This is a genomic window from Paenibacillus cremeus (assembly GCF_007786445.1).
Classification (GTDB): Bacteria; Bacillota; Bacilli; order Paenibacillales; family NBRC-103111; genus Paenibacillus_G; species Paenibacillus_G cremeus.
The window spans coordinates 49,288-73,007 of the sequence record NZ_VNJI01000014.1 but is presented as its reverse complement, the minus strand read 5'-3'; the positions used below and the strand labels follow the sequence as shown (position 1 = coordinate 73,007).

Sequence of the window (23,720 nt, the reverse complement as noted above, 5' to 3'; positions counted from 1 at the left end):
GAGTGAGCTCGTCTTGAAATCGAATTCACGGGTGCTTGGCCTGCATCATGCGATCAAATCCGTCATTTTGCTGGGCTTTGCCGTTTATATCGCGTATTTGGTGAAAACGGATAACATTCTGCTGTACATTGCGCCGCGGATGGTCGTTTACGTCAAATGGTCGGCGATCGCGCTGTATGCCGTTGCCGTGTACCAGGTGTATCAAACGATTCTTGCCTTTCGCGGGAGCGATGCCGCGGCGTGCGACTGTGACCATGATCATACGCCGTCTCCTTCCGTGCTGAAAAATACCGTAATTTACGGTCTCTTTTTTCTCCCGCTCGTGCTGGGGATTGTGCTCCCGGATACGTCGATGGGCAGCAGCTTGGCCGCCAAAAAAGGCATGAACCTCAACAGCGCCAGCGCCGTAAAAAAAGACAGCTCAGCCGCACCGGCAGGCAGCGTTAATGGGAATACTGCCCCCACCGCGCCTCAGCAGCCAGCGGACGGCAAAGCCGCCTCAGCCGCAGACAGCGAGCTTTTTCCGGCGGATAAATTTACGCAGCATTATGCCAAGTATGCCAAACAGCTGTACCAGAGCAATCTAATTACAGTGAGGGAAGAGCTGTATATGGAGACGCTGACGACCGTGGATTTGTACCTCGACCGCTTCGTCGGCAAAAAGCTGGAGCTCACCGGCTTCGTCTACCGCCAGGATGAAATGAAGGATAACCAGTTTGTCGTGGGACGCTTCTCCATCCAATGCTGCTCAGCGGATGCCGCCCCCTTCGGAGTGCTCGTAGAGTATGACCGCGCCAAAACGCTGGCCAGCGACAGCTGGGTGACCGTCACCGGAACGATCCAGAAAACCAAGTACAACGATATGGACATCATGGTGCTGAAAGTCGACAAAGTGGCCAAGGCCGAACCGGCCAAAACGCCTTATGTGTATCCGAATTATGAGTTCGGCACATAAGTATACAATTCACATTTCATAGCAGAAGGAGACGCACTTTTTATGATCAAGCAAATCGATTGGCAAGGTACCCCTGCATACACGCTCGAAAATGACACGCTCATCGTCAGCATCTGTCCAGCCATTGGCAACAACGCCTACAGCATTTGGGACAAAAAGCTCGACAGGGAAACGCTGCGCGTTCCCGCCTCTCCTGCTGAGCTGATCGAGCAGCCGATTCAGTACGGCACACCGATCTTAATGCCTCCGAATAGGATCTCAAAGGGCAAATTCCATTTTGACGGGCGCGACTACCAATTTGACATCAACCATGCCACAGGCAATCACATTCACGGGATGAATCGAAGCCAACCATGGAGCGTCACCGCTTCGGGAGAACGGGAAGGCAAGCTGTTCCTTACCTCCGTCCTGCGATTGGCCGAGGATGCGAACGTTCAGCGTCAATACCCGCATGCCTTGGAGCTGGAGGTCACCTATGAGCTAGAGGGCGGCACGCTGCGTCAGCTGCTTAAAGCGACCAACCACGGCGAGACGAGCGCCCCGTTTGGCTACGGGCTGCATACATGGTTCTTGCTCGACGGCGAACCCGATAAGTGGACGCTGCAGGTGCCGACCGAAGGCATTTGGGAGCTGAACGAGCTGAACGTCCCTACCGGGCAGATTGACAAGCTCAGCGGCCGCTTCGAGCAGCTGGTTCAGGGCGACCGGCTGGGCGGATACAACCTGGATACCGTATTCCAGATCGGGGACTACCCTTGCCTGGCGATTTTGTCCAAGGACACCATGGAAATTCGCTACAGCGGCTCAAAGGAATTTAAGCAGTGGGTCATTTTCACCAAGGGCGAAGCGAACGAATTCATTTGCCTCGAGCCTTACACGTGGGTGACCGACGCGCCGAACCTCGATCTTCCCGCTGACGTGACCGGCCTGCGCGGCATCGCCCCCGGCGACACGCTGGAGCTGGAAGTCAAGCTCGAAGTGCTGCATAAATAAAGAATGACTAGAACCCTTCAGTTAGCTGCTGGAGGGTTTTGTGCTTTAAGTGGCTCCACCCCTCCCGTTTTAATAATTTAAACGTTTCAATTTAAGCGTTTAAATGATATAGTAGAGCTACGAGAATTCAAAACTACTCAATGATGACCCATTGAAGGAGGAAGATCAGAATGGATCAAGCTTATATTGCGAAGGTGCTTGAACGCCTGCAGCCCAAGGTAGACCGCATGATCGAGCAAATTGGAAACAAGTCCCCTCATGTGGCGAAGGCGGATGGAAAGTACGACGACATGTCGAGCGACTGGTGGACGTCCGGTTTTTGGCCGGGGCTGCTTTGGGTGATGCACGATGTGACGGGCAAAGACCATTACAAAGAGGCGGCCTGGCGCTGGGACGAGGAAATCGAGCAGTGGTTCATCAAGGCAACAGAGGAACTGCATCATGACGTTGGCTTTCAATTCCTGCCTACGGCTGTCATCAAATACAAGCTAACCGGCGATACCGACGGACGCCGCCGCGGAATGGAAGCGGCCAATTTCTTGACCGGCCGCTTTAACCTCGCGGGCCAATTCATCCGCGCCTGGAACCATAACCACATCGGCTGGGCGATCATCGACTGCATGATGAACCTCTCCCTGCTGTTCTGGGCCAGCGAAGAATCCGGCGACCCGCGCTTCAAGCATATTGCCATCGCTCACGCGAATACCGCGCTGAAGCAATTTGTCCGCCCGGACGGATCGGTCAATCATATCGTCAGCTTCAACCCGGAGACCGGCGAAGCGATCGAATCGCTCGGCGGCCAAGGCTACGGCCCGAAATCGGCCTGGAGCCGCGGTACATCCTGGGCCGTATACGGCTTTGCCAATACGTACAAATATACCGGCGACAAAAAGTATCTGGAAGCAGCTCAGCGCATCGCGCATTTCTTCCTCGCTTCGCTGCCGGAAGATCATGTCCCGCATTGGGACTTCCGCGTGGAGCAGCTGGAAGGCGAGCCTCGCGACAGCTCGGCTGCGGCGATCACCGCCTCCGGCCTGCTCGAGATCGCACGCCACGTGCCGGCTGCAGAAGCCCGCTTCTATACCGACGCGGCGAAGCGCATCTTGAAGTCGCTGACCGAGAACTACGCAACGTGGGATCAGCCGGAGCATGAAGCGATATTGCTGCACGGCACAGGCCATAAGCCGGCGAATTCCAACATCGACGTATCGCTCATTTATGGCGATTACTACTATGTCGAAGCGATCGCCAAGCTGAGCGGTTGGAAAAACAGCATCTTCTAAATTAGCCAAAAGACTCCGTGAGGACTAAATCCTCACGGAGTCTTTTTTTTCACACCATTACAGCAGCTGTTCGGCCATCCAAGCATACGCCCGACGCCCCGAAACCTCATGCTTGCCTTCAAAGATATCCGCTTGAAAATGCGACGGAACCCACATCGCAGTATAATGCCGCTTGAGCTGGTCCATCGCTTTGCGTGCGCCGTCAATCGGGAAGACGGCATCCTCCGTACCCGACTCCACAAACAGCTTCCGCGGCGCGATCAATCGCAGCGTATCCGGCATTTCTCCGAGCTCCAGCATGCCGGGCACGTAATTGTCCAAGCAATGCGGCCGGCTCAGGATGCTGTCGGCGAACGTACATGCATATCCGCTAAGCACCGTAGCGATGATGCGCTTGTCCACCGCCGCGCTTAGCGCTGCGATCATGCCGCCGCCCGACATTCCCATACAGCCGATCCGGCTGCCTTCGATCTCAGGGCGAGTCATAGCGTAATCCACGGTCCGCATCACCTCGAACACGCGAATTCCCGCTAGGCTCTGCCCCATCTGCAGCAGCGACGTAGCCATATGCAGGCAGGAGCTCATCTTCAGCTCCTTCTCCTGATCCTCCTGCAGCCTGCGGTCTCCAAAACCGAGCAGCTCCGGAGCGATCACGACGAAGCCCTTCTCCACCAACGAAACGGCGAAGTTGCGGTGTAGGGTCGGCGCCTCAGCGTTATCTCGCCCATCCGGCGTCAGCCCGACGATTTCCCGGCTGCCATAGCCGTGCCCATGCAAAGCGATGACGGCCGCACGAGGCTTGCTCGGTCCCTTGGGCAAGAGAACATAGGCGGTCATCGTAAGGCCGAAGCCCGTATTAAAGGTAACCCGCTCACGGGTGTAACTGCCGCAATTGTGCTGCTCGAGAAGCCCGGGGGCGAGAGGCTCGGTTGCCGCCTGCGCTTCCGGAAGACGGAGCAGCTCCGAGAGCTTTTGACGCTGACGGCTTAAGTACACCTCCCAGCCATCCGGGTGGTCCATTACCGGGGCGCTGCTTCCCCGCCTGCCGAGGGTGTTGTCATACATACGCTGCATAAACGCATCGATCGGATTGCTTTGAAGTGCCACCTCATTGCCCACGCCGTTCAGCCCCCGTTTCTCCGTTGTTAGCCTTTAACCGAACCTAACATAACACCTTTGGCAAAATGCTTTTGCAAGAACGGATAAACAAGCAAAATTGGAATAGTAGCGAACACGATGGCAGCCATCTTGATGGTCAGCGGCTGGATTTCCGATTCATCAAATCCGGTATCTCCGATCCGGCTCTGCGCATTAATAACGATCTCGCGGAGCAAGACTTGAACCGGCCATTTCGTATTGTCGTTGATATACATAATCGCGTTAAAATATTGGTTCCAGTGGCCGACCGCATAGAACAAGCCGAAGGTCGCCAGCGCCGGCATCGACAGTGGAAGCACGATTTTGAACAGCACGCCTACGTCGTTACAGCCGTCGATCTTAGCGGAATCTTCGAGGCCGTCAGGAATTTGCTGAAAGAAGTTTTTCAGGACAATCAAGTTAAACGCACTGATTGCACTTGGAATCATCAAGGACCACAGGGAGTTGGTCAGGTGAAGCGCTTTGACTACGAAATACGTAGGAATCAAGCCGCCGCTGAACAGCATCGTAAACACAACCCCCAGCAGAATGACGTTGCGGCCGCGGAAGGTGGTTTTAGCCAGCGGATAGGCCATCAGAGAAGTGAGAAGCAAGTTAATTGCCGTACCGAGCACGGTAATATAAATCGAAACCCCCATACTATGTGTCAGTGCGCTGGTCGATAAAATATATTTGTATGCAGCCAGTGAGAATTCCTTCGGATAAAGAATGAAGCCCCCTTGCGCCACGATATGCGGAGCGGTAAACGACACCGCAAGAATATAGATAAACGGAACGACCGTAATGACCCCAATGAGCGTCAGCAGCACATAATTCAATCCGTCGATGATTTTATTGCCAAGTGTATTATCTTGTTGCACGGCCCTTCGACCTCCTCCATGGAATTAATAAACGCCTTCTTGACCAAAACGTTTTGCCAGCCAGTTCGAACCGAGTACGAGCACCAGACCAACGACGGATTTGAACATCCCTACCGCGGCGCTGTAGCTGTACTGCGCTTGAGTCAAGCCTTTGACATACACGTACGTATCGAACACTTCGCCTACCTCACGGTTCGTCGGAGCAAGCATCAGGTAGATGTGCTCGAAGCCGGAATCCAAGAAGGTACCCAAACGGAGAATAAGCAAAATAACAATCGTGCTTCGAATCGCCGGCAGCGTAATGTGCCACAGCTGTCTCCAGCGGTTAGCTCCATCCATCCGCGCCGCTTCGTATAATTGAAGATCCACACCGGACAAGGCCGCGAGGAAAATAACCGTACCCCAGCCTACCTCTTTCCAGATCGACTGCGAGATGATCATTGTCCGGAACCAGCCCGGCTCAAGCAAGAATTGAACTTTATTTCCTGTAAGCGCAAACAAAAGCTCGTTGACTGCGCCGCCTTCGGTCGTGAACAGCATGTAGAAGATACCGACAACGACAACCCAGGAAACAAAGTGCGGTATATAAACCAGTGTCTGTACAAACCGTTTGAATCGCTCACGTCGCACCTCGTTCATCATCAGCGCCAGCACGATCGGCAGTGGAAAGAAGAAAACCATGTTATACACAGCGAGAAGCGCGGTGTTCCGCAGCAGCTGCCAGAATTGATCCTCACCGAAGAACCGCTGGAAGTGCTTGAGACCTACCCAAGGGCTGTCCATCATCCCGATATGCGGTTTATAGTCCTGGAAGGCCATCGTCAGCCCGTACATCGGAACATATTTGAAAATTAGAAAATATAGCACACCCGGAAGCACCATCAAGTACAGCCACCGGTCACGGATCATGTCTCTGACAAGACCTTCCCGCTTCAAAATTCCAGCCTTTGGCTTCGCTTTACTCAAGTTCATTTCCACATTGGAATGCGTTCTCATAAGCTGTCACAACCCTCTCTTCTTTCATGGGACGGCGGCCACTTGATCGAAGTGTGCGAGCCGTTAACCAACTTTGTTAACTTTATTATTCATCAAAGAGCTGTAACATGCTATAACCCGAATTCAACTTATTGCGGTTATCCTCGGCTAGGAATGCGGAACTACAGCGATAATAAGCGCTTTTTAACCTAAATCGTAGCATGTTAAAAAAAGCAGACCGCCTCCAGAAGCCATTGTCGAAAAATGGGTTCTGGTGGGGTCTGCTCGAATAAGTCTGATTTAATCTTTATTATGCTCCTCCCGATATTGACCGGGGGTCGTGCCGACGATTTTCCGAAAGGTGCGGATGAACGCCGTCGTATTCGTGTAGCTAAGCTTCTCCGCAATTTCGGAGATTTTCCAATTCGTGCTCTCCAGCCACGTCTTGGCCATCGTCATCCGGTAGTCCGCCAAATACTCGCTGAAGTTGATGCCCATCTCCTTCTTGAACACCCGGCTCAAATAAACCGGATGGAAGCTCAAAGCCTGCGCACAAGACTCCAGTGAGAAGTCTTGATCAAAGCGCTCGTGAATCAGCTTGACCATTTGGCCGGCAATGTCGATATATTGCGACTCCGCTTGGCTGTTCAGGAACTTATGCACCGGCTCGAACAAATCCGCCCGGAACCACGCGACGATATCCTCCATCGTACCGAGCTTGAGAAAATGATCGATCGTCGCTCGTCCGCCAAGCACGGTCTTGACCCGTCCGCCCTGCTCCTGCACCAGCTGCAGAATTTTGGAGATCAGCTGAATCATCAGCACCGGATAATCGCCCGTATGCACTTCTTTCTGGACGATCGCCGCGATGTACTTATCAAAATGCTCATTCACCCGGTCCATATCGCCCAGCTTCATCGCATTGACCAGCTGATCCTCATGCATCTTCAGCTGTGTATAGACAGCGGCTTCCAGCCCCTTCTTGCCTGTCTCGATATCCTCGTAATGGAGAATGATCTCGTTGCCAAGGCTGATCCGGTTCTTCAACGCCTCAAGCCCTTCGCCATATGCGCGCATCGCGTCGCCGAGCTTCTCAAACGGCCGGCTGATGCCAATACTGACCGACAGCTTCAGGTACTCCTGCACCTTGAAGCGGATGCTCTCCGCAGCTTCATAAAACTCCTGCTTAAGCTCGGTCTCGTTCTCCAAGTCGCTTGTGAGCAGCGTGACTTGGCATTGATCCAGCAGCACGGGACTGAAGCGCCGCTGCGGCGGAATCAGCTCGCCCACCATATTGTGAATCGCAAACAGCAGCAGCTCGCGGTCATGCTCCCGGAAGCGTGTGCCCTGCAGCGTATCGATGTTCAGCGTCAGCACGCCAAGCCGTTTCCAGCTGGTCGGGAAGCCCAGCATTTCCGCCCGTTTGGCGAAGTCGCTGCCCGAGACTTGCCCGGTGAACAGCTTGAGCATAAAAAACTCCTTCAGCTGCGCAAAATGCCCCTGCACCTGCTGCTGAAGCTGCTTTTCCGTACTAAACAGCGCCCGGAAACGCTCCTCAATGGAGACAAACTCATCCTGCCCAGGCTTGTCCAGCCCTTCGACCTGGATTTCCTTCGTAAACTCGAACAGCCGCTTAATCGGCGAATACATTTTCCGGCTGCCGTAGAATGCGCCCAATCCGACCAGTATAAATAGAAACGTACAGAGCAAGAACGTAATCCATGCGATTTTTCTCGACTGCGACGTAATGTCTTTGATCGAAACGACGGAAACATAAATCCAACCGTTGTATGGAGATTGTCTGTAGGTGACCCCCATCTCCCGATCGCCTGCATACGCGTTAAAAAAGCCCGACGTCGGCTCCGAAGCATCGATCAGCCTCTGCGTAACCATCCGGTTAATTTCAGCATATTTGCTTCCCGCGGTATCGGAGAGAAAGTTGCTGCCGCCCTTGTCCAGCACGTAGCTCTCGCCAAGCTGGTTGCTTTGGGACAGCAAATTCGTGATTTGATCATTCTGGATTTCAACGACCAGCATCCCTTTCGGCTGGGTGGTCATGGGCACGACAGGGATCTTATACACCATGCGGGTCGTATCCTTCGGCGCTGAAGCCACAATGTCGCCGGTCTCGTCCGGATTGGCCTCACCTGCGTCCGATTTGACCCCCGACGTCACCCAAAATAAGCTGTTGGGGTGCTTGGCATACGTCTTAAACGTCTCCGCCTGCGGCATCGACGACAGCGGACTGAACTTTTTGAAGCTGACCAGCCAATCCTTATCGAAGCTGACTAAGTAGGCCTCATTAATCCCCGCGAAGGTTTGCAGGTTGTACAAGCCTTTGGATAAATCGCGAATCACCGAAAAGTCGTCTACTGTCAGCTTTTCCTGAATCGTGGACGTGACCAGCGCTGAGTTGACATACTGAATGGACGTCAGCTCCAGCGTCTTCATCACCTGCTCGACCCGCATTTGGGTTTGGAGCAAGACCTGCATATTGGCTTCCTTAACTTTATTCTCAATGTCTCCGGTCGATATGTAATAAGAAATAATTCCGATCGCAATCACGGGAATCGCCCCGAGCAGCAAACTAAACAGTACTAGGCGCTGTAAATACTTAGGCATCCGAGCGACCCCCTTTCTGCAACAAAAAGTGACATCTTACATCATACCATACGTAAAGACTCATTTCATTATTTGCCAAAAACAGAAAAAGAAAAAGAACGATAGCACCTTTTCAGGTCTATCGTTCATCGTCCGATTCCACGATCCCTATTTATGCGCCGCGAGTCAGAGTTCCCGACTGGGTTGGCGCGGCCTTTTTTCGTTCCCCCAACAAAAAGAATCCGAAGAACGAGGCGAGCATCTGCTGAAACAGCATCCCGATAATGACAGGCATCGCAACCGCCGGCGGGAAGTATGCAATCGCAAGAACCGCCCCGGCGCTAATATTCCGCATGCCGGTGTTGAAGGTCATCGTTACGGCGAGATCACGCCCCCACCCGAACGCTTTCGATAAATAATAGCCTGCGAAGTAACCGAGCGATGCCATCAGGACGATCACCACCGCAGTCCACACGAATTTCATATTGATGCCTGTGAAGTATGGCGCAACGAAGGCGCTGTTAATCATGATGACCACAGCCAGTGACAGCTTGGAGAACGGCGCCAGGCGCGGGCCCCATACCGTCTTTACTTTGCCGGCCGTCCATTGATTCAGCACCATGCCGAGCACAGACGGGAATACGACCATGATTAATAGCCCTTTCATCATGCCCCAAACATCCATATCCACATCCGCCCCAACCAGAACCGACATGATACCCGGCACGATAAATGGCGACAGCAGCGTATCGATCAAAATGACCGACAGCGTCAAAGCAATGTTCCCCTTATAGAGGGATACCCACATGAAGCTGACGATTCCCGTTGGCACAGCCATAAACAGCACGAGTCCCGTCACCAGGTGGGGGTCGCCGGGAAACAGAATATGCCCGATGCCCCAAGCCGCGGCCGGCATAATCACATGCAGCATGAGCAGCGAGACGAAGATCGGCAGCGGATGCGTCAGCACCCGTTTCAAATCTTTAAAGTTCAGGCTAAGACTGCCGGAAAACGTAATGAATGCAAAAATCCATGGAACGATGTTGGAATAAGATCGAAGATACACGGTCAGCAGCATCCCGAGAACGACACTGGTCGGGGTTAAGAGAGGCATCCATTTTTCCAACGTTTTATTAAGCTTGTTCAGCATTTCCAGTCCCTCCGCTTCTCTTGCTGCGAATTGTTCACGTTAACATTATCTCACAAAAAGAAAGGAAGTAAAGAGTACACGTGTACCCTTACTCCCATTCTTTCGATTATTTTTTGTTCAGCTTGGCATACGCGTCTTCATATTCTTTGATGACTTTGTCGCCGCCAGCTTTACGCCATTTGTCGATTTCAGCTTGGTAGCCCGCCTCGTCGATTTTGCCCATAATGAACTTGGTTTGAGCGTCGTTGATCATGGTATCCAGCTCTTTACCGCGCTCGGAGTAGGTTGCCGAAGGCAGAGTGAGGGCAGGATTCGCCACGATATACTTCGCGCCGTCTCTGGCCAGCATCGTCCCTTTTTCGCCGATTGGCACGTCTTTCAGCGGAGCTACGTTGTAGCCTTCGATGTTGAGCAGATTGTCGCGGTAAGGCTTCACCAGACGTTGGAAGTCGTTGAAGTCTTTGTACTCGGTTTTGTTGCCGTCCACTTTCACGAAGTGCTTGCCTTCAATACCGCGCATTTGCAGCGTGGACATCGGCTCGTCCATCATTTTGTCGAGGAACGTCAGCACTTTCTTCAGCTCAGCTTCGGTTTTAACCGACGATTTAGGAATCGCTAAGAAGCCATTGTTCCCCGCTTCACTTGCAATACGAATGCCAGTAGGACCGGTCATGCTCATGACGTCAAACTCGCCAGTCGGTGTAATTTTCGCCAGACGCTCTTGCATACTCTTAGCGTTCTGAGCTACCGCGATCCGCAGACCTGCACGGCTGGAGTCGTACGCTTTTTCTACTTCCGCATCGTCAAATACAGCGAAATCCTGGTTGATCAGCTTCTCATCGTAAGCACGCTTCAGAAGCTTCAAGACGTCGTTATATTCTTTGGTCAAAAATTCAGGGATGAACTTGCCGTTATCGACAGCCCACTTGTTAGGCCCGCCCAGAGTAACCGCCATCCGCGTAGTCATGGAAGCAGCGCCTTGATTGTACGTTTTGGACACGATCATGCCGTACGTATCGTTCTTGCCGTTTTTATCCGGATCGTTTTGCGTCATCGCCTTCATCACGTTGTACCACTCGTCGGTCGTCGTAGGCGCCTTCATGCCGAGGTTTTTCAGCCAGTCTGCACGGTAAACGACAGCCGCGCGGCCGATATCCCGGTACGTCGGAATCCCATACAGCTTGCCGCCCACGGAAATGTTATCGTAGTACAGCTTGTTTTGTGCGGACAGGTTTTTGTAATCCTTCAGGTAAGGCCCGATTTCCCAGAACAGACCGGATTCTACGGCGCTGATGATCGTTGGGATATACTTCACCTTCACGATTTTTGGCAGCTCGTTGGAGGCGATCATGACGTTGATCTTCTCATCGTAGGCTGCGCTCGGGATCCATTGGATGTCCAGCTTTGTATTCGTATATTTCTCAATCGCTTGCTCGACTTCATTGCCCTTCGCAGGAATATCGCCTACTTGGGTAACTGCGATCGAGATCGGGTATGGCGTGTTGTCTACAGGTGCATCCTTAGCAGGAGCTGCTGCATTTTTTCCACCGTCTGCTGCGCCGCCGCATCCTGCGATAGCTCCAGCTGCAACAATCGTTGCACCGAAGAGCGCCAATCGGTTTGTCTTTTTCATCTTTGAAACGGACCCCCTTAAAATGGTAAATCATGGTTTAAGCCATTCGTGTTTCGGTTTGAATTCGGTTTGAATTCGCTTTCAGTTCAGCGAATCAAAGTCTCTATCGAACTCTCGACTTGATTATGGAACAAAGCGGCGTGATAAGCTATCGTTAGTATTTAACTTCATGGCCGAAAATCGTACCGAACTAGGCCTGGTAAGGCTTTGTGCCGATTTCATTGATGATATTTAACCTCTATTATGCTGCATTTAACCACCAAAAATGTCCATATCGTTCGGCAAGATTCGCCACTGTTCGGCAAAATCGGATACAAACAACCCTTAAGCTCTGGGATACAATGGAAAAAGCAAAATGCAGATGAGGTGATCTACGTTGTCACAGTTAACGATTTACAAAGCGCTATGGGGAATGCAGGGCTCCTTGGAGGAGCAATTCGCAGCGATTGCCGCAGCCGGTTGTTACCAGGGCATCGAAGCTGGACTTCCTCGCAAGGAAGAGGCTTCGCAATTCCGCGAGCTGCTTGACCGATACGGCTTCCAGTACATCGCCATGGTCTTTACGGGCGAAGACGATCACGCGGCCTCGTTCGAAAAGCAAGCCACCGCCGCAGCCGAGTTCAACCCGGTGCTTATCAACTCGCACAGCGCCAAAGATTCGATGCCGTATGACCAACAGCAGCCATTTTTTGAGCATGCGCTCCGTGTAGAGCGTGCCATCGGCATTCCGGTCGCCCACGAGACGCATCGGGGACGTGCAATGTTTACGCCTTGGACTACGGCGGCGCTGCTGCGCGATTTTCCGGAGCTGAAAATAACCGCTGACTTCAGCCATTGGTGCTGCGTCTGCGAATCGCTGCTGGCGGATCAGCTCGATAACCTCAAGCTCGCCTTCGAGCGCGCGTATCACATTCATGCGCGGGTCGGCTACGCGGAGGGACCACAGGTTCCGCATCCGGCGGCGCCTGAATATGCGGAGGAGCTGAGCGCACATGAGGCTTGGTGGCAGGAGATTTTCAAAGCACGCGCAGCGGCCGGGCAAACCGAGTTCACGCTAACGCCGGAGTTCGGGCCTCCAGGCTACCTGCACACGCTGCCGTTCACGAATCAGCCCGTTGCCAATCTATGGGACGTGTGCCTGTGGATGGCGAAACGTGCGCAGTCGTATTTGAAATAAGAAAAACCTGAGACTAGGTGGTCTTTTTACCACCTAGTCTCAGGTTTTTCTTAGTTTTGCAGCCCCGCAGGCCCGGGGACGGGTTCCAAAGCGGCTTTTCCGCTTTGCACGGGTCATCCAGGCCCGGAGGCACGATCCAAAGCGGCTTTTCCGCTTTGCACGGGTCATCCAGGCCCCGAGCCACGACCCAAAGCGGATTTTCTGCTTTGCACGGGTCGCTCTGGCCCGGAGGCACGACCCAAAGCGGATTTTCCACTTTGCACGGGTCGCTCTGGCCAGGAGGCACGACCCAAAGCGGATTTTCCGCTTTGCACGGGTTGCTCTGGCCTGGAGCCACGACCCAAAGCGGATTTTCCGCTTTGCACGGGTCGCTCTGGCCCGGAGCCACGACCCAAAGCGAATTTTCCGCTTTGTACGGGTCATCCAGGCCAGGTGGGCGTTAATCCAGCTCGGCCAACAGCCTCTTCACGGTGCTAACCGTATCTTTATAGTAGGGACGATAATCCAGCCCCTCCACAAATTCGAGAAAGGTCTCCCCGATCGCTTTCACCTGACGGGCGTAATTCGCTTGGGACACCTCATATTTTCCGAGCCCGCGCGGCGGCTGATCTTGCTTCTCTTCCACCTCGATCAACTCCATTCGATCTCCCGACTCCTGATGCTGTGCGATAAACGAGAAAGCTCTGCACTCCGGATCCCCGCAGCCGCAGACGAAGAAGGGCATCCGGTGCCACGCGTCCGCAGCCGCCCACCGGTTCGGGGACACATTCTCCCGCACGCTGAGCAAGAGCGCCGGCAAGCCAACATCGACGCATAGCGGTTCATCGATCAAGACTTCGCCTTCCGCTTCCATATAAACATCTGCATGCACAATCTGCAAATCCGCATCGTGCGACCAGCCGCGGCAGGTTAATGTAAATGACATGGGGCACCTCCCAAAAATAGTCTGGACAAAATTACCAATTTTTCCTCGCGTATAATTTTAGTTTTGGTACATACTACCTAGTGAACGGAGGTGATATCGATGGCAGCAGGACAATCCCGCAGCAGCAACACTTTGTTGGTTCCACAAGCTACAGCAGCTTTGGATCAGCTGAAGTATGAAGTTGCTCAAGAATTGGGCATCCAAATTCCGCAAGACGGTTACATGGGCTTTATGGCCACCCGTGATGCTGGTGCAATTGGAGGCAACATCACTCGTCGTCTGGTTCAAATTGCCGAGCAGCAATTGGCAGGCAAATTCACTACAAGATAATGCTTTACCCCGAATACTTAAGATTAGGGTGGCTCCGTGGGAGTCACCTTTCCATTTGTCCATTATATCGAATTTTGTCGGGGAGAAAAATAGGGCACTTGCTTTGACAATATCATGCTTTGAGGGTAAACTTCCAAACACCACGTTAACGTCACGTTTAGGAGGTGTGAGGATTGGATAACCGTATGAGGATCGGGGAATTGGCAAGACGAGCTCAAGTAACCATACGCACGGTTCGATATTACGAAAGCATTGGGCTGCTGCCACAAGGGATGCGCGAAGGTAGCGGGCAGCACTACTACACAGAGGATACTCTTGTACGCCTGCGGAAAATTGACCAGTTAAAAAAGCTTGGACTCAGCCTAGACGAAATCCGTGAAGTGGTTGACTTTTATTTTATTGACCCTAGCGGAGTACAATCCAAACAGAAAGTACTGTCCCTATTACGCCAATATCTTGCTCAAACAGATCAGAAAATCAACGAATTGCAGCAATTTAGTGCGGAGTTACGAACCCATATCGACTATTTCGAGCGCTGTTTTACATAGAAACAAGGCCATTAGTTTTTTTTGCCACAAACATGAAGTTAACGTAACGTTCATCACACGTAACTTATTATACTTAGGAGGATGTTACTATGGAAAATAACATGTTGAAACGATCCAAGCTTGGACTTGGCTGCGGTCGTTTGTCTAATGCTGCTAGGAGAATTGCTTAAAGGCTGCAGCCGGGAGAAGTATTTTTTATCGGTAAAGTTTGGGGCACTAGTACCCCCTAGCGGAGCGATGTATGGACTGGATTGTCAGACCTTAACATATTAAGAACAATCTCGCGTATTAGCTTAAACGTATAGATGGCGATTGACTTAGCCATTCCTATTGAAGAGACCATAGGAGCGATCTCGGATCTGGTGCAGGACGGGTACGTAAAACATATTGGGGTCACTCAGGTTGACGCTGACACGTTAAGACATTCCGACGGCAAAAGAATTAGGAATCGGAGTTGTAGCGTTTGGCGCATTAGCTCATGGCTTGCTCGGGGAACCTGGACCAAGGAGAAAGAGGATTCGAATCATGCTTATATCCCCCTATTTTTTAAAGAAAATATCGACAAGAACCTTTCTCTCGTTGAAGCAGTACGTGAAATAGCTGCCGAGAAGCAAATTACCCTGTCACAGCTCGCAATGGCTTGGATGTTATCCAAAGGTGAAGATATCATTCCCCTCGATCCCAGAGCAAGAGATCGCCAGCGGCCGATTCCCGAATATGACCGTCATACGAATAAAAAAAGCGCACGAATTAGGATGCTAATTCACACGCTTCTGGATTTTGTATTAACCAAAGAATAATAATGAATAATGCCAAAATCATCGTAAAAGCATCAATTAATCCTTGAACGAATCTTTCAGCACGCTCGCCATGTTGTAGTTGGACTCAAAAGTTACACTGGTGCAAAGCGTGTTCTGGCGCATGGCGAAATCGAATTGGATTTCCCCATGTGTCCAGCGTTTCAGCTTAAGCGACTCCATCGCCGTCTGAAAAAACGAATTCTGGTGCGTCTCCGTCAGTCCAGTCTCGATCTTCTTCAGCTCCGTCCCCTTGCTTTCCAAAGGAAAATGCCGGATGCCGAACTTGCCCACCACATTGTTGCGGATTTGAACAAAGACGGTCCCCGAAGTCAGCAGCGCAAGCTCTTCTTTCAATTCGCGAAACACAAGTTCCAGCTGTCTGGCTAATGACGGTTGCTCCAGGATCATCACAAAACCCCCTTTCTTTTTGAAATAATGTCATATTATGTAATTTAGTTCTGCAGACCTATTATAGTTTAATAAAAGTAAACTTTCAACAAAATTTTACATTTTTTACACAAAATAAAAAGACAGGGGTTCACCCCCTGCCTTTCTTCGCTCTACTCCAAATCGCAAACCTCTGCATTCAATTCCACGACGTTCCGATCCGGGTCGATCACGTAAATTTGCGGAAATCCCGCTCTCGCCTTCGGCCTCGCGTCATACTGGATCCCGTGCTGGTCCAGCCATGCGATCGATTCCTTGTAGCTTCGCACCCGGAGGGCGAAGTGACCGTCGCGCGAGTCAATGCCGCCTTCCCGCAGCGTTTCCCCGTCATAGACGATCAGGTGAAGCTGCTGACCGCCCTCTCCAATCCCAAACCAAGCACCCGGAAAATCAAACGGCGGCCGTTCGATCTCCTTAAGGCCAATAATCGTGCTGTAGAACGCCTTCGAGCGCTCTAAATCCTTCACATTCAAGCTGATATGGTGGATCGATTCAACCGGTATCATCGCGTCCCTCCGTTCTTTTCGTCCCTACACCGATAACTATAATGGACAGATCGGTGCGCGGCAACGTTTTCTTTCCTCCTCCGGCGGAACCATGACTAAAGACTCTTCCTCACTCAAAACTATAGACCGTTTTACAGCTCTAGTGGTATAATTACCCACATGTTATGGTCAAATTTTACAATTATTTGTCGAAGGGGTCGTTATAATGTACTGGTTCACAGGTCTTTCTTTTAAAAGAAAGCTTCAAACCGGATGCTATGCCGTCATCATTGCATACTCCGCCGTACTGCTGTTTTTATCATTACAAACCGGTTACCTGGGCATTGGCTTAGGCTGTATCGTCGCTTTGGCGCTGCTTAGCATCTTATTTTTCCGCTGGCTGGAGAGAGCGCTTACAGAACCGATCGCAGACATTACCCGCGCAGCTTTAAACATTTCCAAAGGCGACTTCACCCAAAAGATCGAAATGCAATCCGACGATGCGCTGGGCGAGCTGGCATCTGCCTTTAACCGAATGACCGGGAAGCTGCGGGAGCTGCTTCAGGATACCGGCCGCACCTCCAAGCATGTGTTTGAGTCAAGCCGGGATATTTTTTACAAGAATGAGAAAATGAAAGCCGTCATGGAGGAAGTCTCCATCGCTTCGTACGAGCTGGCGGCCGGCGCAGGCCAAATCTCGGAGGAGATTGGCGGCGTGTCCGCAGCGACCAAGGATATCGAGCAGATGGTAACCGGCTATACCGGCTCCACCCGGGAGATGAATAACCGTTCCGGGCAGCTGATGGCCGTTGTCGAACGCGGGAAGCAATCCGGCGAGCAGCTGGAGGTCGGCATGCGCAAAAACGTCGAAGCCACCGCCAACGTCTCACAGACGATCGACCAGTTGGCCAAGCAGGCGAACGGCATTTCGCAAATTACGCGGACCATCTCGGAGCTGGCGGAGCAGACGAACCTGCTGTCGCTGAACGCTTCGATCGAAGCCGCCAGAGCCGGCGAGCATGGCAGAGGCTTTGCCGTTGTCGCGCAAGAGGTGCGCAAGCTGGCCGAGGAATCGACCACCTCGACGAAGGAGGTGTTCAACCTCGTCCGCGCCATCGAGCACGGCATTGAGCAGGCCCTCGCATCCATGGCGGAGAACGAGCTGATTGTAAAAGAACAATCCCAGCTGATCGCCGAAACGGAGCGCGTGTTCTCCGAGATCGTCGGCAGCGTGAGCTTCATTACCGAGAAGATCGCCTCCTTCGCTGAAGAAAGCGAGCACATGCTGTCGAGCGCGCAGCATATCTCTAGGACGATGGAAAACATCTCCGCTATCACCCAGCAATCCGCGGCCGGTACGCAGCAGGTATCCGCCTCGATGAAGGAGCAGATCTCTTCCGCCCAAGCGATCGTCGCCCAATCGGAGGAAATGACCAAGCTGGTGTCGCAGCTGCAGCAGACGATGACGGTGTTTAAGCTCTAGGCTGACCCAAAGCGGATTTCCCCCGCACTACGCAATAAGCCCCGCCCACCTGCAAAGGTTGGACGGGGCTTTTCATATCGCGCACTGCTTATGGTTTCACCACAGGGATCCATACCTCGCAGCGATAATCCGCCGCCGACACATCTCCTGCAGGGTACAGCTCCAGCTCCGGTCCGCCGGCGTGTTTATAGCCGGAAGTCGGCAGCCACGTTTGGAAAATGTGCTCCCACACCTTCTGAATGGCGCCGGGCATCGGACCAACCGACGTGAACACGGCCCAGGTCGCCGCAGGGATGCTTGCCGTCACTAGTCCCGCATCCCCGCCTGCGTCTCCTTCACCGACCTCCGCAGCAATGAGATACGTGAACTGGCCCGCGGCGCAGTCCATGTTCATGCAGATGCCCAGCAGCTCCGGCTTCATTCCGATCGCCTGCAGCTTCGCCACCGTCCCATCACTTGCGTACGTATCCCAGAATGCCGGGATGACCCGGACATTTTCCCCTGCCTGCGTGGATACTTGAATGCCTTTACCTGCGACGGTAAACGAAGCTTTTTCTACGATTTGGTAGTCCATGTCCTTGTCCCTGTCCCCTTCCCTCTGCCTACTCTGTCAGCCGCAGAAACTCCTGAACATCAACAATCGACAGGTCCATCGCCTGCTGCCAAAAGTCCGGCTTGCGCAGATCGACGCCCAGATGCTTTTGCGCCAAGTCTTCCACGGTCATTCGCCCCGTATCCCGCAGCAGCGCGACATACTGCTCCTCGAAGGCCTCGCCGCGACGCAGCGCCTCCGCATACAAGCCGGTGCTGAACATGTACCCGAACGTGTACGGGAAGTTATAGAACGGCACCTCGGTGATGTAAAAATGCAGCTTTGACGCCCAGAAATGCGGATGGTACTCCGCCAGCGCGTTGCGGTACGCTTCCTTCTGCGCCGATTCCATCAGCTCGTTCAAGCGCTCGACGCTGACCAAGCCGCGGCGACGCTCCTCATAGAAGGCGGTCTCGAAAATAAAGCGCGCATGAATGTTCATGTAGAATGCAACCGAGCGTTGGATTTTGTCTTCCAGCAGCGTCAAGCGCTCTTCATCCGAGGTCGCGCTCTTGACCGCCGCATCGGCGACGACCATCTCGGCGAAGGTGGAGGCCGTCTCGGCGACGTTCATCGCATAGTCCTGCGCAAGCGCCGGAAGGTCGTTCATCACATGCTGATGATACCCGTGTCCGAGCTCATGCGCCAGCGTGGCGACGTTGGAGGCCGTCCCGCCGAACGTCATGAAGATGCGCGTCTCCTCCGTCAGCGGGAACGACGTGCAGAAGCCGCCGGGCCGCTTGCCTGGACGATCCTCCGCCTCAATCCAGCGGTTCTCGAACGCCATCACCGAGAAGTCCGCCAGCTTCGGGCTGAAGCGCCGGAACTGCTCGACGATCAGCTGCGCGCCTTCGTCATAGCTGAAGTGCTTGCTCCCTTCGCCGACCGGCGCATCCACGTCGTGCCAGCTGAGCTGGCTGAGCCCCAGCAGCTTCGCCTTACGCTCCAGGTACTGCACGAACACGTCCTTGCCCCGTTCGATCACGCCCCACATCGCATCCAGCGTCTCTTTGGACATCCGGTTGATCGCTAGCGGCTCCTTATGGATCGTCTCCCAGCCCCGACGCTCGTACAGCTTCAAGCGGAAGCCGCCCAGATGATTGAGCGCGTCAGCGCAATAATCCGCATGCTCCGCCCATTGCTCCTCCCAGGCGCGGAACAACGTTTCCCGAACGCTGCGATCGGGGCTGTGCATTTTGTTCGCGGCTTGCCCGGCGGACAGCTGCTTGACCGTGCCGTTCTCCTCGAACGGGACGCGGAACTTGCTCACCGTCGTGTTGTACAGCTCGCCCCAGCCGTGATAGCCGTCAACGGCCAGATCGTTGATCAGCGCTTCCTGCTCCGGTGGCAGCTTCTCGGAAGCCAATGCCCTACGCTCTTCCAGCGGGTATGTAATTTCCTTCAGCTCGGGGCAGGCCAGCAGCGCCGTCCAAGCTTCACCTTCGATCCGCGTGAGAAAATCATCGAACCGCGTCAGCGCGGAGCTGTAGTCAGCGCCGATGCTTTTGACCTGACCGCCCAAAATGACGGCTTGTTTATCGTTCTGATTTTCCGCAGCCAAGCAGCCCGTAAACGAGTCGGCTTCCCGAATCTGCAGCGACGCTTTTTGCAGCAGCTCAATCACAGGCAGCAGCGTGGCCGCCGCTTCGGCTGTTTTCGGGACCTCCAGGTCACTCAGCATGCGGTTTAAGTTAGCAATATTAGTCCGAAGCTCCTCCAGAAAACCGGCAAATGCAGAAGACCCGCTGCCGCCCGGGAAAAAACGTTCCAAGTTCCATGTTTGTGGCAAAGGAGATTGCATAAGCATCGCACCTTCCTAGTCAAATGGGGATCATTACCTGTTCCCCTTCCATTAAACCATATTTTTGATGGAAGCGAAAATACATCGGGTGGCGCGATTAGGGGTTGTATTTGAAGCGTAGAGTGTGTTTAAATGAAGCTAAAATCTAACGCGATGGAGTGAAGCGAGCATGAGACCGCTGCAAATTTCGCCCGAGACGGCGCAAAAGCTGGCCAAGGAGCTGAAGGTGCCGCTGGAGCACTTGATGCACATGCCGCAGCATATTCTGCTGCAAAAGCTCGCCGAGATGTCCGCCAAGCAGACGGCAGAAACAACCGAGACGGCTCCCGGACAAGCCGGGGACACCGAGACGGATAAGCCCGGACAGGAGTAAGGAGTAGGTCGATCGATGATTCCTTTTGAAAATACATGGCCCTACGAACGCATCGGGACCGACCTGTATGTGCAGAGCTGCCCCTTCTGCCAACGCGAGCATGTCATCCTGCCGCTCAAGCCGAGAGACATGGAAGACCTCCGCGATGGGGTGAAAAAGCTGCTCGTGTTCCCCTGCTGCCATAGCAGGCTGACGCTCGTCGGCGCCGATCAGGATTACCTGCTCGCAGGCCGGTCGATGCGCCAATACCGCTAGCTAGCGCCTGCGAAAGAAAGAAAAAACGCTTAGCCCTACGCCATTGTAATGCTGGCACAAGGTCTAAGCGCTTTTTTATGTACAAATTATGATTCCTTCAGCAGCCTCGCTTCTTCATCCAGCTCGAACTGCTCGGCCTGCATGTCCTCGCGGGTCACCTGCCACTGCTCCCGGCAAGCACGAATAATCCCGGCATCCATGATCCGGCGATCGTTGATCACGCGGGCAAACCATCGTACCGCTTGGTTGTAGTTCTTCAGCCTGCGGTTCAATTCCCCGAGCAAGTACATGAGCCTGGCGTTGTTCACCTCATTTTGCTCCGTCTCGAATACTCTCGTATACTCGTCCAGCGCATATTGCAAGAAGCGGTTCTCCTGCCCCCGGTCGCCCTTTTCCCGGTACAGCCACGCGATATGATGCAGCAGTCCTGCGATGACGCGATTTTTCTCCCCGATAATTTGACAGCTTAACAAGCCCAGCTTATAGGTATAGAGCGCATCGTCCCAATTCCGTTCGCCGCCGTAGTCTCTAGGCACCCATTGCTCGGCTACCTTTTCGCTGAACAGCTTCTTCTGGACCGCCGTCAAATGCTCCGCCGAGCTCTCGGTGCAAGCGAAGCCGCAGAAAGGGCACACGCGTACGACATAAAAATCCGGATTAATCGCTTTGTAATACAGGCAAAAATCCGTATCAGAGCCGCTCGACTTCTTGAAGCTGGGACGGACGCGGGAGGTTTTGTACTCAAAATCGCAATGCGGACACGTGACTTTAACTAGGTATAACGGTTCAACCATGGACAGACACTTCCTTTGTTTAACGGTTAGCTATTGATAAAATGATACGCCGGCCCCTTCAGCCTCTCCAGCACGGCGGCGCGAAGCTCCGGATCGCTCACCGTCTCGGCCAGCGCCCGGCTCATGCAGCCAAGCCACGCTTCAGCCCGCTCCACCGTTACCGGGAACGGCATGTGTCTGGCGCGCATCATCGGATGACCGTACTGCTCCGAATAGAGCGGCGGCCCCCCGAAAAACTGGCTCAAAAACAAATACTGCTTCTCGATCACCGGGGTAATATCTTCAGGGAACAACGGGCCAAGCAGCGGCTCCTGCTGCACCTTCGGGTAGAAGGCTTCCACCAGGCTGCGGATCCCTTCCGGCCCGCCCAATGCCTCGTAGATGGTCTTCCCCCGCAGCGAATCCAGATCGGACATTCCATTCATCTCCTATGATAAAAAAGATGCTAATGCGCACGCTCCGCCTTAGCATCCTAAATTGAGCTGCCTTTCGTTCTATAGAAGCGATCCGCGTTATGCATCCTCTTCTCCGGCTGTCATCAAGGTTTCCCTAATCACATAGACAAAAGCGCATACGAGAATTCCAGCAATAACACTCATCATAAGCATCACTCCCATTCTCCTATTGGTACTATTGTACCATAATCGGGGTTTGAATACAGCAATTTCGTCGACACATCCGTTCGCTCGCAAAAAGATAATCGACATGACAGGGGCATGTCTCACACCGGTGGTTCATATATCAGAATGACAGGCTTTTTGGAGGGGGTCATTCGCATATGCGAACCAAACATTCACTGCTTATCGCTGCAGCGCTCTTCGCTCTGATCTTGGCGGGCCTGATGGTCATGTTCCCTGCGGAATCCTTCCGGGCTTCGCTGAAAGGGATGTCGATCTGGTGGGACGTGCTGTTTCCGGCGCTCTTCCCGTTCTTCGTCATCTCCGAGATGATGCTCGGGGTCGGGATCGTACACTTCTTCGGAACGCTGCTCGATCCGCTCATGCGTCCGCTGTTTCGCATCCCCGGAATCGGCGGCTTCGTCGTGGCGATGGGCTTTGCTTCCGGGTACCCTGTCGGTGCCCGGCTCACGTCGCAGCTCTGGTCTCAAGGGCTGGTAAACCGCGAGGAGGGCGAGCGGCTGGTCGCCTTCACGACGTCGTCGGACCCGATCTTTCTGGTCGGCGTCGTATCCGTCGGCTTTTTCCAGGATCCGGCTCTGGCAGGCATACTGGCGGTGGCACACTATGGCTCCGCCATGCTGATCGGCCTCTTGATGCGGTTCCATGGCCGGAAGCAGCCGGCCTCAGTCTCCAGCGGCCTTCCTGCCGCTAAGGATGGCCGCGGGATCTGGCCGCGCGCCTTCGACGCGATGCATGTCGCCCGGCTGGCCGACGGACGCTCGCTCGGCGTCATGTTCCAGCAGGCGCTCAGCTCCGGGCTCCAGCTCGTACTCGTCATCGGCGGGCTGGTCGTATTCTTCTCTGTGGTCATGGAGGTGATGACCGCCTCCGGCATCATGTCCTTCTTCTATGCGTCGATCGATTCGGTGCTGGGTCTGTTCGGAGTGCCACTGGTGCTTTCGCAAGCGGTGGTGAACGGCTTCTTCGAGGTGACGCTCGGTGCCAAGGCAGCCGGGGCTGCTGCCGGCATTCCGCTGATGTACAAAGCGGCGATCGCTGCCTGGGTGCTTTCTTGGGCGGGACTGTCGGTTCACGGACAAATCGTCAGTCTGCTCCATCACACGAATTTGCGCTATTTTCCGTTTTTGGCGGCGCGATTTCTTCATGGTCTGCTGGCGGCAGGCTTGGTTTTGGTTCTATGGGCACCGCTTGCGCCATATCATGAAACCCTCAGGACCTTCATGCCTGAGCTGGACGTAACCCGTCCCTTGACCAACCTGTTAGGCTATACTCTGCCGTCGGCTGGCGTCGTGTTCACTGCGATGCTGGGCAGTCTGCTGCTGCTCTCCGTGCTCTTTTTCATCGGAAAACGCTGGATGAACGCCATGCGGACTTAAGGTAAACACGTAAAAACCACACCGGTACAACGGTTGCAAAATACCGGCTGACTACCGACGTCGAGGTCCGACGGAACGGCTGCAG

The 23,720-nt window shown here is 53.6% G+C and carries 25 protein-coding genes; 11 read left to right on the top strand and 14 right to left on the bottom strand.

Translation table 11 applies throughout. From position 1 onward, the window contains the following. The first annotated feature begins 13 nt into the window (after positions 1–13). The 3 genes from FPZ49_RS13400 (at position 14) to FPZ49_RS13390 (ending at position 3,231) form a co-directional block, all read left to right on the top strand. Entirely contained in the window at positions 14–955 is a 942-nt protein-coding gene (locus FPZ49_RS13400; protein WP_144847423.1) for a TIGR03943 family putative permease subunit, read from the top strand. Between the two features lie 42 nt (positions 956–997). Beyond that, complete coding sequence (locus FPZ49_RS13395) at positions 998–1,948, top strand: aldose 1-epimerase (protein ID WP_144847421.1); 951 nt, start codon at positions 998–1,000, stop codon at positions 1,946–1,948. 170 nt (positions 1,949–2,118) lie between these two features. After that, the gene (locus FPZ49_RS13390; protein ID WP_144847419.1) at positions 2,119–3,231 is read left to right on the top strand and encodes a glycoside hydrolase family 88 protein; all 1,113 of its coding nucleotides are present in this window, start codon (positions 2,119–2,121) and stop codon (positions 3,229–3,231) included. Between the two features lie 57 nt (positions 3,232–3,288). On the opposite strand, the gene FPZ49_RS13385 is transcribed toward FPZ49_RS13390, so the two are convergent. The 6 genes from FPZ49_RS13385 to FPZ49_RS13360 form a co-directional block, all read right to left on the bottom strand. Further along, positions 3,289–4,350: a dienelactone hydrolase family protein gene (locus FPZ49_RS13385; RefSeq protein WP_144847417.1), complete on the bottom strand. Its 1,062-nt coding sequence runs from the start codon at positions 4,348–4,350 to the stop codon at positions 3,289–3,291. 26 nt (positions 4,351–4,376) lie between these two features. Beyond that, on the bottom strand, positions 4,377–5,249 hold the full coding sequence (locus FPZ49_RS13380; protein ID WP_144847415.1) for a carbohydrate ABC transporter permease: 873 nt from the start codon (positions 5,247–5,249) through the stop codon (positions 4,377–4,379). 24 nt (positions 5,250–5,273) lie between these two features. Further along, positions 5,274–6,221: an ABC transporter permease gene (locus FPZ49_RS13375; RefSeq protein WP_144847568.1), complete on the bottom strand. Its 948-nt coding sequence runs from the start codon at positions 6,219–6,221 to the stop codon at positions 5,274–5,276. Positions 6,222–6,524: 303 nt separating this feature from the next. Beyond that, positions 6,525–8,846 (bottom strand): helix-turn-helix domain-containing protein, encoded by a 2,322-nt coding sequence (locus tag FPZ49_RS13370; RefSeq protein ID WP_144847413.1) that lies wholly within the window; start codon positions 8,844–8,846, stop codon positions 6,525–6,527. Positions 8,847–8,997: 151 nt separating this feature from the next. After that, on the bottom strand, positions 8,998–9,975 hold the full coding sequence (locus FPZ49_RS13365) for a bile acid:sodium symporter family protein (RefSeq protein ID WP_144847411.1): 978 nt from the start codon (positions 9,973–9,975) through the stop codon (positions 8,998–9,000). A 106-nt stretch (positions 9,976–10,081) separates the two neighbouring features. After that, complete coding sequence (locus tag FPZ49_RS13360) at positions 10,082–11,608, bottom strand: extracellular solute-binding protein (RefSeq protein ID WP_144847409.1); 1,527 nt, start codon at positions 11,606–11,608, stop codon at positions 10,082–10,084. Between the two features lie 376 nt (positions 11,609–11,984). Between FPZ49_RS13360 and FPZ49_RS13355 the strand changes: the two genes are divergently transcribed. Then, a complete protein-coding gene (locus FPZ49_RS13355; RefSeq protein WP_261381389.1) occupies positions 11,985–12,785 on the top strand; it encodes a sugar phosphate isomerase/epimerase family protein in 801 nt (266 codons plus the stop codon). Between the two features lie 13 nt (positions 12,786–12,798). Here the strand turns inward: FPZ49_RS13355 and FPZ49_RS13350 are convergent, their stop codons facing one another. Together FPZ49_RS13350 and FPZ49_RS13345 are read right to left on the bottom strand one after the other, a co-directional pair. After that, entirely contained in the window at positions 12,799–13,173 is a 375-nt protein-coding gene (locus FPZ49_RS13350) for a hypothetical protein (RefSeq protein ID WP_144847407.1), read from the bottom strand. A 51-nt stretch (positions 13,174–13,224) separates the two neighbouring features. Then, complete coding sequence (locus FPZ49_RS13345; RefSeq protein WP_144847405.1) at positions 13,225–13,710, bottom strand: hypothetical protein; 486 nt, start codon at positions 13,708–13,710, stop codon at positions 13,225–13,227. Between the two features lie 99 nt (positions 13,711–13,809). Here FPZ49_RS13345 and FPZ49_RS13340 point away from each other — a divergent pair, with 99 nt between their 5' ends. The 3 genes from FPZ49_RS13340 (at position 13,810) to FPZ49_RS13330 (ending at position 15,388) form a co-directional block, all read left to right on the top strand. After that, positions 13,810–14,040: an alpha/beta-type small acid-soluble spore protein gene (locus FPZ49_RS13340; protein ID WP_144847403.1), complete on the top strand. Its 231-nt coding sequence runs from the start codon at positions 13,810–13,812 to the stop codon at positions 14,038–14,040. Positions 14,041–14,213: 173 nt separating this feature from the next. Then, positions 14,214–14,588 carry a MerR family transcriptional regulator gene (locus tag FPZ49_RS13335; RefSeq protein WP_261381388.1) on the top strand — a complete coding sequence of 125 codons (375 nt, stop codon included), beginning with the start codon at positions 14,214–14,216 and terminating at the stop codon, positions 14,586–14,588. 305 nt (positions 14,589–14,893) lie between these two features. Further along, positions 14,894–15,388: a hypothetical protein gene (locus tag FPZ49_RS13330; protein WP_186445805.1), complete on the top strand. Its 495-nt coding sequence runs from the start codon at positions 14,894–14,896 to the stop codon at positions 15,386–15,388. A gap of 36 nt (positions 15,389–15,424) precedes the next feature. Here FPZ49_RS13330 and FPZ49_RS13325 read toward each other — a convergent pair whose 3' ends face one another. Together FPZ49_RS13325 and FPZ49_RS13320 are read right to left on the bottom strand one after the other, a co-directional pair. Beyond that, positions 15,425–15,796: an O-methyltransferase gene (locus FPZ49_RS13325; protein WP_144847401.1), complete on the bottom strand. Its 372-nt coding sequence runs from the start codon at positions 15,794–15,796 to the stop codon at positions 15,425–15,427. A gap of 152 nt (positions 15,797–15,948) precedes the next feature. Beyond that, positions 15,949–16,341 carry a VOC family protein gene (locus FPZ49_RS13320; RefSeq protein WP_144847399.1) on the bottom strand — a complete coding sequence of 131 codons (393 nt, stop codon included), beginning with the start codon at positions 16,339–16,341 and terminating at the stop codon, positions 15,949–15,951. 205 nt (positions 16,342–16,546) lie between these two features. On the opposite strand from FPZ49_RS13320, the gene FPZ49_RS13315 reads away from it, so the two are divergent. Continuing rightward, a complete protein-coding gene (locus FPZ49_RS13315; protein ID WP_144847397.1) occupies positions 16,547–17,803 on the top strand; it encodes a methyl-accepting chemotaxis protein in 1,257 nt (418 codons plus the stop codon). An 88-nt stretch (positions 17,804–17,891) separates the two neighbouring features. Here the strand turns inward: FPZ49_RS13315 and FPZ49_RS13310 are convergent, their stop codons facing one another. Both FPZ49_RS13310 and FPZ49_RS13305 read right to left on the bottom strand, forming a co-directional pair. Beyond that, entirely contained in the window at positions 17,892–18,377 is a 486-nt protein-coding gene (locus tag FPZ49_RS13310) for a GyrI-like domain-containing protein (protein ID WP_144847395.1), read from the bottom strand. Positions 18,378–18,405: 28 nt separating this feature from the next. After that, positions 18,406–20,196, bottom strand: coding sequence for a M3 family oligoendopeptidase (locus FPZ49_RS13305; RefSeq protein WP_144847393.1), 1,791 nt, complete (start codon positions 20,194–20,196; stop codon positions 18,406–18,408). Positions 20,197–20,365: 169 nt separating this feature from the next. Between FPZ49_RS13305 and FPZ49_RS13300 the strand changes: the two genes are divergently transcribed. Next, a complete protein-coding gene (locus FPZ49_RS13300; protein WP_144847391.1) occupies positions 20,366–20,569 on the top strand; it encodes a YycC family protein in 204 nt (67 codons plus the stop codon). 15 nt (positions 20,570–20,584) lie between these two features. Next, a complete protein-coding gene (locus FPZ49_RS13295; protein WP_144847389.1) occupies positions 20,585–20,824 on the top strand; it encodes a hypothetical protein in 240 nt (79 codons plus the stop codon). Positions 20,825–20,910: 86 nt separating this feature from the next. Here the strand turns inward: FPZ49_RS13295 and FPZ49_RS13290 are convergent, their stop codons facing one another. Both FPZ49_RS13290 and FPZ49_RS13285 read right to left on the bottom strand, forming a co-directional pair. Continuing rightward, positions 20,911–21,618 (bottom strand): DUF2225 domain-containing protein, encoded by a 708-nt coding sequence (locus FPZ49_RS13290; protein ID WP_144847387.1) that lies wholly within the window; start codon positions 21,616–21,618, stop codon positions 20,911–20,913. Between the two features lie 26 nt (positions 21,619–21,644). After that, positions 21,645–22,034: a globin domain-containing protein gene (locus tag FPZ49_RS13285; protein WP_186445804.1), complete on the bottom strand. Its 390-nt coding sequence runs from the start codon at positions 22,032–22,034 to the stop codon at positions 21,645–21,647. A gap of 362 nt (positions 22,035–22,396) precedes the next feature. Between FPZ49_RS13285 and ylbJ the strand changes: the two genes are divergently transcribed. Next, positions 22,397–23,635 carry a sporulation integral membrane protein YlbJ gene (gene ylbJ / locus FPZ49_RS13280; RefSeq protein ID WP_144847385.1) on the top strand — a complete coding sequence of 413 codons (1,239 nt, stop codon included), beginning with the start codon at positions 22,397–22,399 and terminating at the stop codon, positions 23,633–23,635. Positions 23,636–23,720: the final 85 nt, after the last annotated feature.